Origin of the sequence: Afipia birgiae 34632, from assembly GCF_000308295.2 — a bacterium.
GTDB lineage: Bacteria > Pseudomonadota > Alphaproteobacteria > Rhizobiales > Xanthobacteraceae > Afipia > Afipia birgiae.
This window is the reverse complement of record NZ_HG326653.1, coordinates 735,466-750,815: the sequence shown is the minus strand read 5'-3', so window position 1 is coordinate 750,815 and position 15,350 is coordinate 735,466. Positions and strand designations below refer to the sequence as shown.

The 15,350-nt window shown below is 62.3% G+C and carries 13 protein-coding genes; 10 read left to right on the top strand and 3 right to left on the bottom strand.

Features of this window, described 5'->3' with window-relative positions; genetic code table 11:
* Positions 1–35: 35 nt before the first annotated feature.
* The 5 genes from gyrB (at position 36) to BN32_RS17510 (ending at position 5,859) form a co-directional block, all read left to right on the top strand.
* Positions 36–2,477: a DNA topoisomerase (ATP-hydrolyzing) subunit B gene (gyrB, locus tag BN32_RS17530; RefSeq protein ID WP_040426633.1), complete on the top strand. Its 2,442-nt coding sequence runs from the start codon at positions 36–38 to the stop codon at positions 2,475–2,477.
* A gap of 92 nt (positions 2,478–2,569) precedes the next feature.
* Positions 2,570–3,994 carry an MATE family efflux transporter gene (locus BN32_RS17525; protein ID WP_019199036.1) on the top strand — a complete coding sequence of 475 codons (1,425 nt, stop codon included), beginning with the start codon at positions 2,570–2,572 and terminating at the stop codon, positions 3,992–3,994.
* On the top strand, positions 3,975–4,460 hold the full coding sequence (locus BN32_RS17520; RefSeq protein ID WP_040426632.1) for a DUF2867 domain-containing protein: 486 nt from the start codon (positions 3,975–3,977) through the stop codon (positions 4,458–4,460). The genes BN32_RS17525 and BN32_RS17520 overlap by 20 nt, the downstream gene beginning before the upstream one ends.
* A 42-nt stretch (positions 4,461–4,502) precedes the next feature.
* Entirely contained in the window at positions 4,503–4,961 is a 459-nt protein-coding gene (locus BN32_RS17515) for an Rrf2 family transcriptional regulator (RefSeq protein WP_040426631.1), read from the top strand.
* Entirely contained in the window at positions 4,951–5,859 is a 909-nt protein-coding gene (locus tag BN32_RS17510; protein WP_019199039.1) for an NAD(P)/FAD-dependent oxidoreductase, read from the top strand. The genes BN32_RS17515 and BN32_RS17510 overlap by 11 nt, the downstream gene beginning before the upstream one ends.
* On the opposite strand, the gene BN32_RS17505 is transcribed toward BN32_RS17510, so the two are convergent.
* Complete coding sequence (locus tag BN32_RS17505; RefSeq protein ID WP_019199040.1) at positions 5,856–6,611, bottom strand: bestrophin-like domain; 756 nt, start codon at positions 6,609–6,611, stop codon at positions 5,856–5,858. The genes BN32_RS17510 and BN32_RS17505 overlap by 4 nt on opposite strands.
* A gap of 148 nt (positions 6,612–6,759) precedes the next feature.
* On the opposite strand from BN32_RS17505, the gene BN32_RS17500 reads away from it, so the two are divergent.
* The 3 genes from BN32_RS17500 to BN32_RS17490 all read left to right on the top strand — a co-directional run bounded on the left by BN32_RS17500 (position 6,760) and on the right by BN32_RS17490 (position 10,601).
* Entirely contained in the window at positions 6,760–8,127 is a 1,368-nt protein-coding gene (locus BN32_RS17500) for an MmgE/PrpD family protein (RefSeq protein WP_019199041.1), read from the top strand.
* Between the two features lie 149 nt (positions 8,128–8,276).
* The gene (locus tag BN32_RS17495; RefSeq protein ID WP_040426630.1) at positions 8,277–9,653 is read left to right on the top strand and encodes a malonyl-CoA decarboxylase; all 1,377 of its coding nucleotides are present in this window, start codon (positions 8,277–8,279) and stop codon (positions 9,651–9,653) included.
* 30 nt (positions 9,654–9,683) lie between these two features.
* On the top strand, positions 9,684–10,601 hold the full coding sequence (locus BN32_RS17490; protein WP_019199043.1) for a pirin family protein: 918 nt from the start codon (positions 9,684–9,686) through the stop codon (positions 10,599–10,601).
* 3 nt (positions 10,602–10,604) lie between these two features.
* On the opposite strand, the gene BN32_RS17485 is transcribed toward BN32_RS17490, so the two are convergent.
* Positions 10,605–11,384: an SDR family NAD(P)-dependent oxidoreductase gene (locus tag BN32_RS17485; RefSeq protein ID WP_019199044.1), complete on the bottom strand. Its 780-nt coding sequence runs from the start codon at positions 11,382–11,384 to the stop codon at positions 10,605–10,607.
* A 256-nt stretch (positions 11,385–11,640) separates the two neighbouring features.
* Between BN32_RS17485 and BN32_RS17480 the strand changes: the two genes are divergently transcribed.
* Both BN32_RS17480 and BN32_RS17475 read left to right on the top strand, forming a co-directional pair.
* Positions 11,641–12,432, top strand: coding sequence for an enoyl-CoA hydratase/isomerase (locus BN32_RS17480; protein ID WP_040426881.1), 792 nt, complete (start codon positions 11,641–11,643; stop codon positions 12,430–12,432).
* Positions 12,433–12,656: 224 nt separating this feature from the next.
* Complete coding sequence (locus BN32_RS17475) at positions 12,657–14,867, top strand: SLC26A/SulP transporter family protein (protein ID WP_040426629.1); 2,211 nt, start codon at positions 12,657–12,659, stop codon at positions 14,865–14,867.
* Between the two features lie 31 nt (positions 14,868–14,898).
* On the opposite strand, the gene BN32_RS17470 is transcribed toward BN32_RS17475, so the two are convergent.
* Positions 14,899–15,228, bottom strand: a complete 330-nt coding sequence (locus tag BN32_RS17470) for a hypothetical protein (RefSeq protein ID WP_019199047.1) — start codon at positions 15,226–15,228, stop codon at positions 14,899–14,901.
* Positions 15,229–15,350 lie beyond the last annotated feature (122 nt).

Genomic DNA, 15,350 nt, shown 5'->3' with positions numbered 1-15,350 from the left:
CGATCTCTCTGCCGAACCATCTTTGAAGGCAACTCATGACCGAACCAGCCCGGCAAACCAGCGCCGAACCTATGGACAATCCAGGGGCGGAATACGGCGCTGAATCGATCCGCGTGCTGAAAGGTCTCGACGCCGTCCGCAAGCGTCCGGGCATGTATATCGGCGACACCGATGACGGCTCCGGCCTCCATCACATGGTGTACGAGGTCGTCGACAACGCCATCGACGAAGCGCTCGCAGGCCACGCAACCCGGGTAGAGGTCGTGCTCAATCCCGACAACTCGGTGACCGTGCGCGACGACGGCCGCGGCATTCCCACCGACATTCACAAAGGCGAAGGCATTTCGGCCGCTGAAGTCATCATGACCCAGCTCCATGCCGGCGGAAAATTCGACCAGAATTCCTACAAGGTGTCCGGCGGGCTGCATGGCGTCGGCGTGTCCGTGGTCAATGCACTGTCGAGCAAGCTGGAATTGCGGGTCTGGCGCAACGGCAAGGAACACTACATCCAGTTCAAGCACGGTGACGCTGTCGCTCCGCTCGAGGTGGTCGGCGACGCCAACGGCAAGCGCGGCACCGAAGTGACGTTCCTCGCCTCGACCGAAACCTTCACCAACGTCGAATACGATTTCGCAACGCTGGAGCATCGCCTGCGCGAGCTCGCGTTCCTGAATTCCGGCGTCAACATCACGCTTTCCGATATGCGCCACGCGGTGGAGAAGCGCGAGGAGCTGTTCTACGAGGGCGGTGTCGAGGAATTCGTCAAGTATCTCGACCGCAACAAGAAGCCCGTGGTGCCGATTCCGATCGTGATGCGGTCGGAGCAGAACGGCATCAGCGTTGAAGTCGCGATGTGGTGGAACGACAGCTACCACGAGAACGTGCTTTGCTTCACCAACAACATTCCCCAGCGCGACGGCGGCACCCATCTGGCGGGCTTCCGAGGCGCGCTGACGCGTCAGGTGACCGGCTATGCCGACGCCATGGCGAAGAAGGAAAAGATCGCGCTGACCGGCGACGATTGCCGCGAAGGCCTCACGGCCGTGCTGTCGGTCAAAGTGCCCGATCCGAAATTCTCGTCGCAGACCAAGGACAAGCTGGTGTCCTCGGAAGTGCGGCCCGTGGTCGAGAACGTGCTGAACGCAGCACTCTCCGCGTGGTTCGAGGAACATCCCGGTGAGGCCAAGACCATCGTCGGCAAGGTGATGGAAGCCGCAGCCGCGCGCGAAGCCGCGCGCAAGGCGCGCGATCTCACCCGGCGCAAGGGTGCGCTGGACATCGCCTCGCTGCCCGGCAAGCTCGCCGACTGTCAGGAACGCGATCCGGCGAAGTCCGAACTCTTCATCGTCGAGGGTGATTCCGCAGGCGGCTCGGCCAAGCAGGGCCGCAACCGCGAATTCCAGGCTGTGCTGCCGCTGCGCGGTAAAATTCTGAACGTTGAACGCGCCCGCTTCGACAAAATGTTGTCGAGCGAGCAGATCGGCACGCTGATCACCGCGCTCGGCACCGGCATCGGCCGCGACGATTTCGACATCGGCAAGCTGCGCTATCACAAGATCATCGTGATGACCGACGCCGACGTCGACGGCGCGCATATCCGCACGCTGCTGCTGACGTTCTTCTTCCGGCAGATGCCGCAACTGATCGAAGGCGGTTACCTCTATATCGCGCAGCCACCGCTCTTCAAGGTGACCCGCGGCAAGTCCGAGCAATACCTCAAGGACGAGCGCGCGATGGAAGATTACCTGATCGAGACCGGTCTTGATGACTGTGTTCTGAAGCTGTCGTCGGGCGAGGACCGCAAGGGCCGCGACCTTCAGGCGCTGCTGGAGGACGCGCGCGTCATCCGCGGCATCCTCAACAGCCTGCACAGCCGCTACAACCGCACTGTTGTCGAACAGGCCGCCATCGCAGGCGTGCTGAGTCCTCATGTCGTCGGCAACATCGAGACCGCCAATGCCGCCGCCGACTACATCGCCAAGCGCCTCGACGCGCTGGCCGACGAGGTCGAGCGAGGCTGGATCGGCACCTTCAGGGAAGGCGAAGGCTATTTCTTCGAGCGCACCGTGCGCGGCGTCAAGGATGCCGCCATGATCGACGACGCACTGCTCGGTTCAGCCGAGGCGCGCAAGCTCGATGAATATGCCGCAGCGCTGCAGGAGGCCTATCCGCGCAGCAGCGTGCTCCGCCGCAAGGACACCGAGACGCCGATCCACGGCCCGATCAGCCTGTTCGAGGCAGTGACCGATGCCGGCCGCAAGGGCGTCACCTACCAGCGCTACAAAGGTCTCGGCGAAATGAACCCGCAGCAATTGTGGGAGACGACGCTCGACGTCAACGCCCGTTCACTGCTGCAGGTGAAGGTCAAGGAAGTCGACGCCGCCGACGACATCTTTACCAAGCTGATGGGCGACGTGGTCGAACCGCGCCGCGAGTTCATCCAGGACAACTCCCTCGACGCCAACGTCGACGTGTAAGCGGCGCGGCCGCGCCGCCCTCTCCGCATAAACCAAGGCGCGACGCTGCGCCGGTCATCATTTGGCCGGCGGCTCTGTGCTAGAACCGCGTCATGACATCCCTCGACAAAGCCGATTCCGTCTCTGCGACCGGTGAATCCAGCTTCGCCAGAAGCGCCACCGCGACCGAGTTCATCGAGACGATCAAGCTGGCACTCCCTATTGCGCTGACGCAACTGGGGCAGATCGCCATGATGACCACCGATCTCGCGCTGATCGGACGGCTCGGCGACACCGCGGTCGCCGCCGCATCGCTGGCGCATACGGTGTTCTTCGTCGCCTTCGTGATCGGCATGGGGCTGGTGTCCGCTGTCGCCCCGCTTGCCGCGCAGGCATTGGGCGCGCGCCAGCCGCGTATCGTCCGCCGCGCGCTTCGCGTCGGCCTGTGGGCTGCGCTGATGCTGTGCATACCGATGATGATGCTGCCGCTGTTCGGCGAACAGATCCTGCTCCAGCTCGGTCAGGCGCCGGAAAACGCCCGCCTCGCGCAGCGTTATCTGCTGGGCCTTGCGCCCGGCATGGCGCCCGCATTGTGCTTCATGGCGATCCGCAACTTCATGGGTGCGGTCAACCGGCCCGAACCGGGCCTGTGGATCACACTGGCGGCGATTCCCGCGAATGCTGTACTCGGCTACGCGCTGATCCATGGCCATTGGGGTATGCCGAAGCTGGAATTGCTGGGCGCAGGTGTCGCCACCACAACGGTGAACTTTGGCATGTGCGCGGCGGCGCTGTGGTTTACCTGGAGCCAGCGGCCGTTCAAGAAATTCCAGGTGCTCGGGCGCTTTTGGCGGATCGACTGGCCGTTGATGCGCCAGCTTGTCATCATCGGCGCGCCGATCGCGGTGTCGTTTCTGCTGGAATACGGATTGTTCTCCGCTGCCGGTCTTCTGATGGGATTGATCAGCACGACAGCGCTAGCTGCACATCAGATCGCGCTGCAGATCGCGGCCGTCCTGTTCATGGTGCCGTTCGGCATCGGCATGGCCGCCACCGTGCGCGTCGGGCACGCGCTGGGGCGCGGTGATGTCTCAGCGATTCGCCGCGCCGGCGTGGCCGCGATCGTGCTCGGTATCGCCTTCATGACGACGATGACGCTTGCCGTAATCGTGATGCGGTTTGACCTCGCGGGATTTTTCTTCGGCGATACGCGGCAAGGCTTGGCCGCCGTCGAACTCGCCGCCACGCTGATGCTGGTCGGCGCTACCTTCTTCATCGCCGACGGCATCCAGACCGTGGCAGCCGGTGCGCTTCGCGGCCTCAGTGACACACGTATCCCGCTGCTGCTCGCGGCGATCAGCTATTGGCTGATCGGTTTCACCGCCGCCTACGGTCTCGCGTTCTGGGCCGGTTCGGGAGCGATCGGCGTCTGGATTGGCCTGTCGATCGGCACCGGCATCTATGCCATCCTGCTCGTGCTGCGTTTCCGCACCCTGACGCAACGGCTGAGGTTGCAACATGACCGTTCAGGCTTTTAGCGTACGAGGCGAGCCCGATGCCGGGATGAAAGGACTGCTTCCCGGCGCGCAGTTCGCCGATGCGTTTGGTGTCGCCGTGAATGACGACAGCCTCACTGCGCGACAGGCGGCGGAGCGGATGTTTCTCCGTTTGCCGCGCTGGATCGACCGTCTGATGAAGCTGCGAAATCTTGTCGTGGCGCCGCTTGGCCTCAAGACCCCTACGCATACAAAAACCATCGTCGCGGATTCGATCGGACCGTTTCCCGTGATCAGCGCGACGCCGCAGCGGCTGGTAGCGGGGTTCGACGACAAGCATCTCGACTTTCGCGTGATCGTTGACGTAACCGGCAGCGTTCCGAGCCGTCAGGTTACCGCGACGACGCTGGTGATGACCCACAACCTGCTCGGCCGCGCCTATCTTGCGACCATCATGCCGTTTCACCGGATTATCGTTCCGGCCATGCTGCGGCAGGTCCCCGAATAAGCGGGATTGACTTTCCTTATTTCATGTAACATACAAAGTTACATGAAAAGAGACAGCCGTTTATCCTCGATTCTCCACGTGCTTTTGCACATGGCGGAAAAATCCGAGCCGCTGACCTCGGAAACCCTGGCGACATTTCTCGCAACCAATCCCGTCGTCATTCGCCGCACCATGGCGAGCTTGCGCGACGCCGGTTTTGTCCGCTCCGAGAAAGGCCATGGCGGCGGCTGGGTGATTGCGTGCGATCTCACCAAGGTCACAATGCGTGACATCCATGAAACGCTCGGCGCGCCCTCCCTGTTCGCCATCGGCAACCGGACCGAAAGTCCGGGCTGCCTTGTCGAACAGGCGGTCAATGCCGCCATGAGCGAGGGCTTCCGCGAGGCCGAAGCGCTGCTGATGGATCGGCTCGGCCGCATCACGCTCGCGGATCTCGCCGCGGATTTTCACCAGCGCTTCGCGGACTACAAAGCCAAGCAAGGACACAGCCATGCAGTATGACGCAATCGTTGTCGGCGGAAGTTTCGCTGGCATTTCAGCAGCGACCTATATCGCCCGGGCGCGGCGGAACGTTCTGGTGATCGATGCCGGCAAGCCCCGCAATCGTTTTGCCGATGCCTCGCACGGCTTCTTCGGCCATGACGGGAATGCACCCGCCGCGATGATCGCCAATGCACGCGCTCAATTGCTGTCCTACCCCAACGTCACCTTTGTCGCGGGAGAGGCCGTCGGTGCTGCGCGCGATCCCGATGGATTCGAGATCTCACTGGACTCAGGCCAATCCGCACATGCAACGCGCATCGTGCTCGCCACCGGCGTGGTCGATGAACTGCCCGACTTTCCCGGATTGCGCGAGCGCTGGGGCAAGACAGTCATTCATTGCCCCTACTGTCACGGCTTCGAGTTCAATGGCGCGCCGCTCGGCGTGCTCGCGACCTCGCCGATGTCACTTCATCAAGCGGAGCTGGTTCCCGATTGGGGTCCGGTGACGTTTTTCATCAACGAGGTCATCGATCTCGACGACACTGCCCGTGCGCAACTCGCAAGACGCCACGTCATAGTCGAGTCCGGGAAGGTGGCTGGGCTCGAAGGTGCGGCACCTGATCTCACGGGCGTTCGTCTTGAGAACGGACGCGTTGTCCCGGTTGCGGCCCTCTTCGTCGGCGCTCCGATCCGGATGGCAAGTCCGCTGGCGCATCAGCTGGGCTGTGCGTTTGACGACACGCCGATGGGCTCGGTCATTCGCACCGGACCTGACAAGCAGACGACAATTCCGGGCGTGTATGCGGCTGGTGACGCCGCGCGCGTGCCGCACAGCGTTGCCTGGGCCGTCGCGGACGGGGTGACCGCCGGCGTTTCACTGCATCGCGCGTCCGTTATGCAAGCGGCCGCGGCTTAAGGCGTCATCCAATCCAGCGCCTGCTGCATCGGCACGGACGAGACCTTGATGAAACCTGCGAATGGCTGATCCATATCGAAGATCAGATTGATCGCCACTGACACCGACAGTGCGGCAAGAAAAAATGCGGCGATTACGGTCCCGTTGAATGGAGCGAATATCGCGCGGCACAGGAACAGCACGCTGAGCCAGAAAATCCCGACGATCAGAAATGGACGAGGTGTCGCATTGATCTGCTGGACGGCCAAAAGACGGCTGGTGCGCTTCAACTCCCTGATGATATCAAGCGCATTCTTGCGGCCTTCGATGTGAACTTCGCTTTTTGGCGCGAACAGGCGGAGATCGCCTTCGATCTCATCGAGCAGCCGCACCGATTCAAGGGCGTCGTTTGCGGAATCGGCGGCCCGGTCGGTCCATAGCTGCGCGATTTTGCGTGCTGTGAATGTGCGCAGCATCTCGCGTGCCCTTGCTGCGTCCTGGCCAAAATGCATCAGCTCGCGGTCGAGCAGCGTCAGATTGGCGCTGAACTGCTGAACCTCCTGACTTCGCAAATCAAAACTCGATTTGGTGTTGGCAACCAGAAGGCCGAGCACAAGCGCTGCCAGCAGCGCGACGACGCCCATGACATTGTGCACCGTTTTGCCCGTCTCGTCTGTCCGGTGATGCTCAGGCAGAAAGCCACGAATCGCAAAGCCGAGCAGCCCCGCGCCGAAAATGCAGATGAAAGCGATCAAACCGATGCCGGTAAACATGGCCGTATCACTGTGAAAGATGGAAACACAACCAGCCTCAAAGGTCGTCCCGCAAGCCGCCGGATGTCAAGGCAGGCAGGACGCACAGCGGGTTGAACATAAGCCGCAGGATGCCTAGTGTGCCGCCAAACGAACAGGAAGAACAACAATGGCGAATGAAACCGCAACGCTGGCCGCTTACGTCGCGAACCTCAGATACGAAGACATCCCGGCTGAGGTGCGGGAGCGCGCCAAGGCGCTGACGCTGGATTTCCTCGGCAGCGCCGTACGCGCACGTAGCGAAGCGGAATCGACGCCGTCGCTGCTGGCGATGCTGGCCACCCTCGGCCTCGACGGCAAGGGCGAGGCGACGGTGTGCGGCGACGCCAGGACCTACACGCCGGCCATCGCTGCCCTGCTCAACGGTGCGCTCGGCCACTCGCTCGATTTCGATGATACCCATGCGGACTCCTCGCTGCATCCCAGCGCACCTGTGGTGCCTGCCGCCTTTGCGGTCGGCGAGATCGTAAAGGCAAGCGGCCGCGATGTGCTGACCGCCATCGTTGCGGGCTATGAAGTCTGCTGCCGCCTCGGCAACGCACTCGATCCGACCTCGCATTATGCAAAGGGCTTCCACCCGACTGCCACCGCCGGCACCTATGGCGCGGCGGCGGCAGCGGCAAAGCTTTACAAACTCAATGCAGATCAGACCGTCGCCGCATTCGGCGTTTCCGGCAGCCAGGCCGCAGGCTCGCTGCAGTTTCTGGTCAACGGAGCCTGGAACAAGCGTTATCAGGTTGGCGCTGCCGCGATGAACGGCGTCGTCGCCGCCTCACTGGCGCGCGAGGGATTCATCGGCGCGACGGAATCGGTCGAAGGCAAGCACGGCCTGCTGGTCGGTTACAGCGACGACGCGCATCCGGACAAGGCCGTGGCCAGTCTCGGCAACGTTTATGAAACGATGAAGATCGGCGTAAAGCCGTATCCGAGCTGCCGCTATACCCACGCCGCCATCGATGCGCTGATCGCCATGCGCCGCGAGCACAATCTCACGCCGGAAAACATCAAGAGCGTCGAAATCGGCCTCCATCGCAACGGCATCACGCTGACCGGCGACGCCGCAACCAAACGTCATGCTCGCAGCGTCGTCGGCGGACAGTTCTCGATGTTCTTCACCGGCGCACTGGCGCTCGACCAGGGCTCGTTCGGCTGGGACGACTACAAGCGGCTCGGCGACCCGGCAATTGAAGCGCTCGCCGACAGGATCGAGGTTGTGCAGGATGCCCGGCTCGAAGGAAAAAGCCATCCGTTCGGCGCGCGCGTCTCCATCGTCAGCGGGGAAGGCACACTTGAACGCCTGATCCCCGACCCGTCGGGCGAGCTGTCGTCGTTTCCCGACGCAACGGCGATGCAGCAGAAATTCCTGCAACTCGCCCGGCCGGTGCTCAAGGAACGCGCCGACCGCTTTGCGGACGCCATCCTGTCGCTCGACAAGTTCGACCACATCGACCGCGTGACCTCGCTCGCGCGGCTCTGAGTCGCAACGCTGCAGGCAGCCTGCGGATCAGGTATTCTCAACAGGAAGTCTGCCCAAACGAAAGTCGGGGCCGGACCGTCTGGAATCGGTCGCATTCGCTGTCTATCATCCACGAATAGAACCTGACTGAGCAGGAGCAAAGCTGACGAATGGCGACGCTGGGACTAGATCGGGCCTCCCTAAGTAATCTGCTCACCACGCTAACCGAGCGAGGCCGCAGCCTGCTTGGCTTGTCGAACGGTGCGCGTGCAATGTCGCAGGCCGAACTGATCGGACTTGGTGAAACCCTGCTGTCGCGGCGCGGCGAAGCCACCGGTGTCGCACTCGCCAATACACTGCTCGCGGGTTACTCGGCTGCAAGCGAGGCCGACCAGCTTGCCTTCCTCAATGCCCTTGCCGATCTGTTCGGCCCGGACATGGACGAACTGAACGCGGCGCTGGCCATGGTCCGCGACAAGGGCACTTCCCCCGACGCCGTCAGCAAGCTTTTAAAGGCGGCCGAGCCGCGCCGCCAGGAGCTGATCCGGCGGCTCAATCTCGCGCCAGGCGGCACCGCATCGCTGGTGCGGATGCGCGAGGCATTGCTGGCGCATATCAAGGATCATCCGGCGCTGAAGTATGTCGACAGCGATTTCGTGCATCTGTTCGCGTCGTGGTTCAACAGGGGTTTTCTTGTGCTGCAACGGATCGACTGGACCACGCCCGCGAACATTCTGGAAAAGATCATCCGCTACGAGCAGGTGCACGCCATCACCAACTGGGACGACTTGCGCAGCCGCCTCGCGCCATCGGACCGCCGCTGCTACGGCTTCTTCCATCCGCAGCTCGTGGATGAGCCGCTGATCTTTGTCGAGGTGGCGCTGACGCGCGAGAGTCCGGCGGCGATCGCGCCATTGCTCGATCTCACGCGCGCACCAATTGCCGCAACCGACGCCACAACGGCGGTGTTCTATTCGATCTCGAATACGCAGAAGGGCCTCGGCGGCATTTCCTTCGGCAACTTCCTGATCAAGCAGGTGGTCGAAGAGATCAAGCGCGAACTGCCGAATGTGCAAACCTTCGTAACGCTCTCGCCTGTACCGGGATTCGCCACCTGGCTGAAGCGCGAACGCGCCTCCGAGATCTCGCCGCTGCTCGATGCAGCGTCACGCGCTACGCTCGAGGCGCTGGATACGCCGAACTGGGCCGACGATTCCGACATCGCCGAACAGGTCAAGGCCGAACTGCTGCCGCTGGCGGCGTATTACTTCATCGAAGCCAAGGGCTCGCGCGGGCATCCACTAGACCCTGTTGCGCGCTTTCACTTGGGCAACGGCGCGCAGCTGGAGCGGCTGAATTTCCTCGGGGACCGGTCCGAGAAGGGCATGCAGCAGTCGCACGGGCTGATGGTCAACTATCTTTACGCACTCGACAAGATCGAGACAAACCATGAAGCCTTTGCCGAAAAGGGTCAGGTTGCATCCTCGTCCGCGGTTCGTAAGATGCTGCCTGTCCGCGCGCTCGCGGAGACATCGGCGAGCGCGTAACATCCTTCCATCAACGCCGGGAGACGCGCCATGAGCTGGATGCCATCAAATGATCCGATCCTCGGCGATCCGCAGACCTGCGACGCGCTTGAGCTCATCATCGTGCCGCGCACCCGCGATCTGGGTGACGGCTTTGCGGTTCGCCGCGCGCTCCCGCACGGCAAGCGGCAGATGGTCGGCCCGTTCATTTTCTTCGATCACTTCGGGCCGGTGCAGTTCGTCGCCGGCAAAGGCATGGATGTGCGCCCGCATCCGCATATCGGACTTGCCACCGTCACGTATCTGTTCGACGGCAGCATCATGCACCGTGACAGCGAAGGCAACATTCAGGAAATCCAACCCGGCGCCATGAACCTGATGACCGCCGGACGCGGCATTGCCCATTCCGAGCGCACACCGGATGTACAGCGCGCCAACGGCCAGCAGATGCTCGGCCTGCAAAGCTGGATCGCGTTGCCGGTCGGCAAGGAGGAGATCGCCCCCTCATTCCAGCATTTCGCTGCCGCCACGCTGCCCGAGGTACACGACACCGGCTTCAAGGCCCGCATCATTGCGGGTTCGTCGTTCGGCGTGAAATCGCCAGTCGATATGGTGTCGGAGTGGTTCTACACGGAAGTCGCGCTCGACGAGGGCATGCGCGTGCCGCTTGATGCCGATCACGAGGAGCGCGCCATCTATGTCGTCGATGGCGAGATCGAAATCGCCGGCGAAAAATTCGAAGGCCCGCGGCTGCTGATCTTCCGTCCCGGCGACCGCATCACCGTGAAGGCGACGCGCCGCGCGCGGATGATGTTTTTGGGCGGCGCTGCGCTGGAAGGACCGCGCCACATCTGGTGGAATTTCGTCTCGTCGAGCAAGGAGCGCATCGAAGAGGCCAAGGCCGACTGGAAAGCCGGCCGCTTCGCTCATGTGCCGAACGAGCACGAGTTCATTCCGCTGCCGGAGTAACGCTCAGAACACCGTGTAACCGCCATCGATCAGGATCGTATCCGCGGTGTGATACGATGACGCCTTGCTCATGAGGTAAACCGCGATGCCGCCGAAGTCCGACGGCTCCCCGAACCGCCGCATCGGAATGCGCGGCATCACGTTGGCAACGAACTTCTCATTTGCCATCAGGCCTTCGGTCATCTCGCTCTTGATCCAGCCCGGCAGGATCGCGTTGGCAGTAATGCCGTAGCGCGCCTGTTCGACTGCGAGCGCGCGGATCAGCGCATTGATCGCAGCCTTCGTCGCCGCGTAGTGTTCATTACGCGCCGTGCCGAACAGCGACGCCATACTTGATGTCGCCACCAGCCGCCCGAATGCATCGCCATTTGCTGCCCGCTCGGTCATGTGCCGGGCCGCAGCCTGAAACACATGAAACACGCCATCGAGATTGGTGGCGAACATCTTTCGCCAGTCTTCCTCGGTGCGATCGATGAAGGCATGCCGTCCGCCGCCGCCGATGCCGGCATTGGCGAAACAGCCATCAACACGGCCGAAGGCGTCGAGCGTGGCTTTCATCGCGGCTTTTACCGATGCCGCATCGGTGACATCGCAGACGCGCGCCTCGGCCTTTCCGCCCTTGCTGGTGATCGAAGCGACGGCCTGCGCGTTCTTGTCCGCATTGCGGCCCCAGATCGAAACGGCACAGCCTTCGGCCGCCAGTGCCTGCGCGATGCCGAGACCGATGCCGCCATTACCGCCGGTTACCACCGCCACGCGGCCGCTTAGATCGAAAATGCCCATGTCACTTCATCTCCCATCGTGTCTTGTTTGGTGATCACATTGACCAATCGCCTGGGTAAAATCAAACAACCAGCTGCGCGCGCGGCTCTTTCGCCATGCGAAATTGAAATCCGCAATACATGGCAGACCCGCCATCATGGCGGTGTGGACGCGCGCCGTTTACAGCCCATCCGGTTTCCGGAATAGTCGCGGCGAAACGCACGCGGCAGCGCCTGCCGGACGTGGCGATCAATTAAACCCATCAAGCGAGGAACGCATGCAGTTCAAACATTGCCGACTGGAATTCGACGGACCGGTCGCGACACTTGTGCTCGATCATCCGGAAGTCATGAACGCGGTGTCGCAGGACATGCTCGCCGGTCTGGCCGAGGCGATGGATGCGATCGACGAGAAGCGCGACGACGTGCGTTGCCTCGTGATTACCGGCGCAGGCAAGGCGTTCTGCACCGGCGCCAATCTTCAGGGCCGCAACGATCAGAGCGGCAAGCGACAGAGTGCCGGCACCTCGCTGGAAACCGGATTTCATCCGTTCCTGCGCCGCCTGCGCAACCTGCACTGCCCGATCGTCACCTCGGTCAACGGACCGGCCGCGGGCGCCGGCATGAGCTTCGCGCTGATGGGCGACATCATCCTGTGCGCGCGGTCGTCATACTTCCTTCAGGCGTTCCGGCGAATCGGCCTGGTGCCGGATTGCGGATCGACCTGGATCCTGCCGCGCCTGATCGGCAAGGCCCGTGCCGTCGAGTTGTCCCTGCTGGGCGAACGGCTTCCCGCCGAGAAGGCGCTGGAATGGGGACTGATCAATCGCGTCGTCGATGATGCAGCACTGGCCGAGGAAACCAGGAAACTCGCCCATGATCTGGCCAACGGACCGACAGTCGCACTGTCGCTGATCCGTCAGCTCTATTGGGAGAGCGAGAACAATTCGTTCGAGGAGCAACTCGATCTCGAACAGCGATCCCAGCGCGTGGCCGGCCGCAGCGAAGACTTCAAGGAAGGCGTCGGCGCGTTCCTCGAAAAGCGCCCGGCCAAGTTCAAGGGACGCTGAGGGCCACCGGCAAATTCAGATCGCGAAGACAGAAGCCGCGCCGGCAACAGCGCGGCTTCTGCTCTTCCGGCTGTTGCCCGGCAAGCGATGGGAAACAGGCATTTGCACCGCGCTTCTCATTCCGCGCAAAACGTGGGCAGATGGATCTGCTGTCACAAGAATCTCTTTTACGTCAGCTTTGCCGTCGTCTAGGACAGACCTGCCTCCATCGATGGACGTCCCGCGTGGCTTTTCCCTCCGTCACCCCCGTTTCCAGCCCGAGCGTGAAGCTGCGTCAGTGGCTGAACGATATCTTCGCCAGCGCGGCACCCGCCGTGCTGACTGTGTCGTTCGGGCTCTCCTATTCGGTGCTGATCTTCAGCGGCCCTCTGGTTTCGTATCTGCCCTATGGAATCGCCGCGACCTTCACGGCGACCGCGGTGATCGCCGTTGTGATCGCGCTGGGCAGCACCTTTCCGTTCGCTGTAGGCGCCCCTGAAACGTCCACGGCGGCGGTCACCGGCATTCTGGCCGCATCGCTCGTGGAGCACATCACAACGACCGATCCTACGGCCCAGCTTCTCGGCCCGGTGCTGCTGACGCTCTCCGCCGCGACAATCATCACGGGACTCGTGCTGTGCAGCATGGGCCTTACCCGGATCGGCCGTGCGATCCGATACGTGCCTTATCCGGTGATCGGCGGATTTCTGGGCACGACGGCGCTCCTGATCACGCTCGGCGGAGTCCGGGTCATTACCGACCGCCCCCTGCGGTTCGACACCCTCGCCTCGTTCGCGAATCCCATGACGATGTACGAGCTCCTCGCAGGAGCTGCATTGGCATTCACGATCTATCTGATGTGGCATCGCTCCCGCAATCCGCTCGCGCTTCCAGCGATCCTGGTCGGCGGCGTTATGGTGGCTCATATCGCCTTTCATTTCGCAGGTGTTTCGCTGGAACAGGCGCAGATGCTCGGCTGGACATTCCAGTCCCCGCCGCGCGCCAGCCTGACGGCGCCATGGCGCCTGAGCGATATCGAGAACTACCCGTGGCAGGCGCTGCCCGGGCTGGTTGGCAACCTGATTGCCGTGATTTTCGTCACAGCGATCAGCACGCTGTTCAACACCACAGGCCTCGAGGTTGCGACAGGCCGCGAAGCAAATCTCGAGCGCGAACTGACTGTCGCAGGAACAGCCAATATCCTGTCGGGACTTTTCGGCGGCTATGCCGGATGCATCTCTCTCAGCCGGTCGCTGCTCAACACCAACGGCGGCGCAACGAGCCGCCTCTCGGGGCTGGTGGTAGCTACCGTCGCGGTCCTCATGCTGGTGGCCGATCCCGCACTGCTCGGCTACATGCCCAAGTTTATCCTCGGCGGCTTGCTGATCTATCTCGGGATCGATCAGCTCAATCGCTGGATTGTCGAATCGCGACGCAGGCTGTCCACCACCGAATACCTGTCGCTACTCGCGATCATTTTTATCATCATGACATGGGGCTTCATCGCCGGCGTCTTGATCGGAATCGTGATCGGCTGCGCGACATTCGCTCTGAGCGCATCGCGCATCAGCTCCATCAAGTTCGGCTTCAATGGAGCGGAGTATCGCAGTTCGCTCGACCGCTCGCGGCATGACCTCGCGCTGCTGGCCGCCCACGGCAGGGAAATTCACGGACTCAATCTGCAGAGCTATTTGTTTTTCGGTTCAGCCAATCGCCTCTACCAGCACGTCCGGGCGCTGCTGCAGCACCATCCCGAATGCCGGTATCTGGTGTTCGATTTCAAGCTGGTGACCGGCATCGACTCTTCGGCCGCCTACAGTTTCGCCCAGATCAGGCGCTCGGCAATCGAGAGCGGCGTCAAACTGGTTCTTGTCAATCTGCCGTCGGCGACCGAACGAATGCTGCGCTCAGGAGAGTTTCTATCCGGCGACATCCTGGTGATGCCGGAACTCGACCACGCGCTGGAATGGTGTGAGAACGAGATTATCGTCCGGCATCGCGGACACGAACAGGACGATGGCGATCTGCAGAGCTGGTTCGTCGCTATCCTCGGCAATAAGCACGACGCCGCCGAACTTGCGCAGCGTTGCGAACGTGTCGAGGTCGGCGCACTTGAGATCATCGCTCGAGCGGGCGAGCGGGCCGACTCCATGCTGTTTATTCTGAACGGCCGGGTTGGCGTGACCGTTGAAGCTGGCGATGGCCGAATCACGCGCGTGCGAAGTCTCGGGCGCCGAACCACAGTCGGAGAAATGGGTCTTGTTGCCGGTCAGCCCCGAAGCGCCACGATCCAGGCCGAAATCGATAGCGTTCTTTACGTGCTGCGCGCCGACGCCTTCAACGCGATTATGGCCGACAATCCGCAATTGGGCCAAAAGCTTTTGACTTACTTCATGTCAGTGATGGCCGAACGGCTTGCATTCGCGAGCCGTATGATTGGCGCGCTACGCCGTTAACGCAGCAGCTCTGAATCGAGCCGCCGCAAGATCAGGCCACGTGGCTCAAATACGCTTCGCGGCGGCCGAGCATGCGCTCCGCGGCAACCTTGGCCTCCTCACGGGTCGACGTTGCGAAGGTGCGGTACTCAAGGTCGAGCGACGTCACCGGATCGCGCTTGCCGAACCACGAGGCGAAAGATTTGGGTCCCGAGGTAATGGACGACAGCGCATGAGCGATGTTGTCGGTCGCCTCGAATGCGAACAGCGCACCGGACGATGCGTGCCTGACCTCGAAGATTCCCGGTCCGATCGGCGCTTCCAGTCTCTCGCCCCGAACGGCCTTCGGATAATGTTTCCACTCGCTCCAGGTCGTAATCATGGTGTCCTTCCGCCGCGCGGTGCGCGGTACTCCTACACGTGGTCACTCGTTGCCCGCACAGCGGGAAAAACTCCAACGAACACGGCTGGCAAATGGTTCCAGCCAAAAAGCGCCATCCCCCA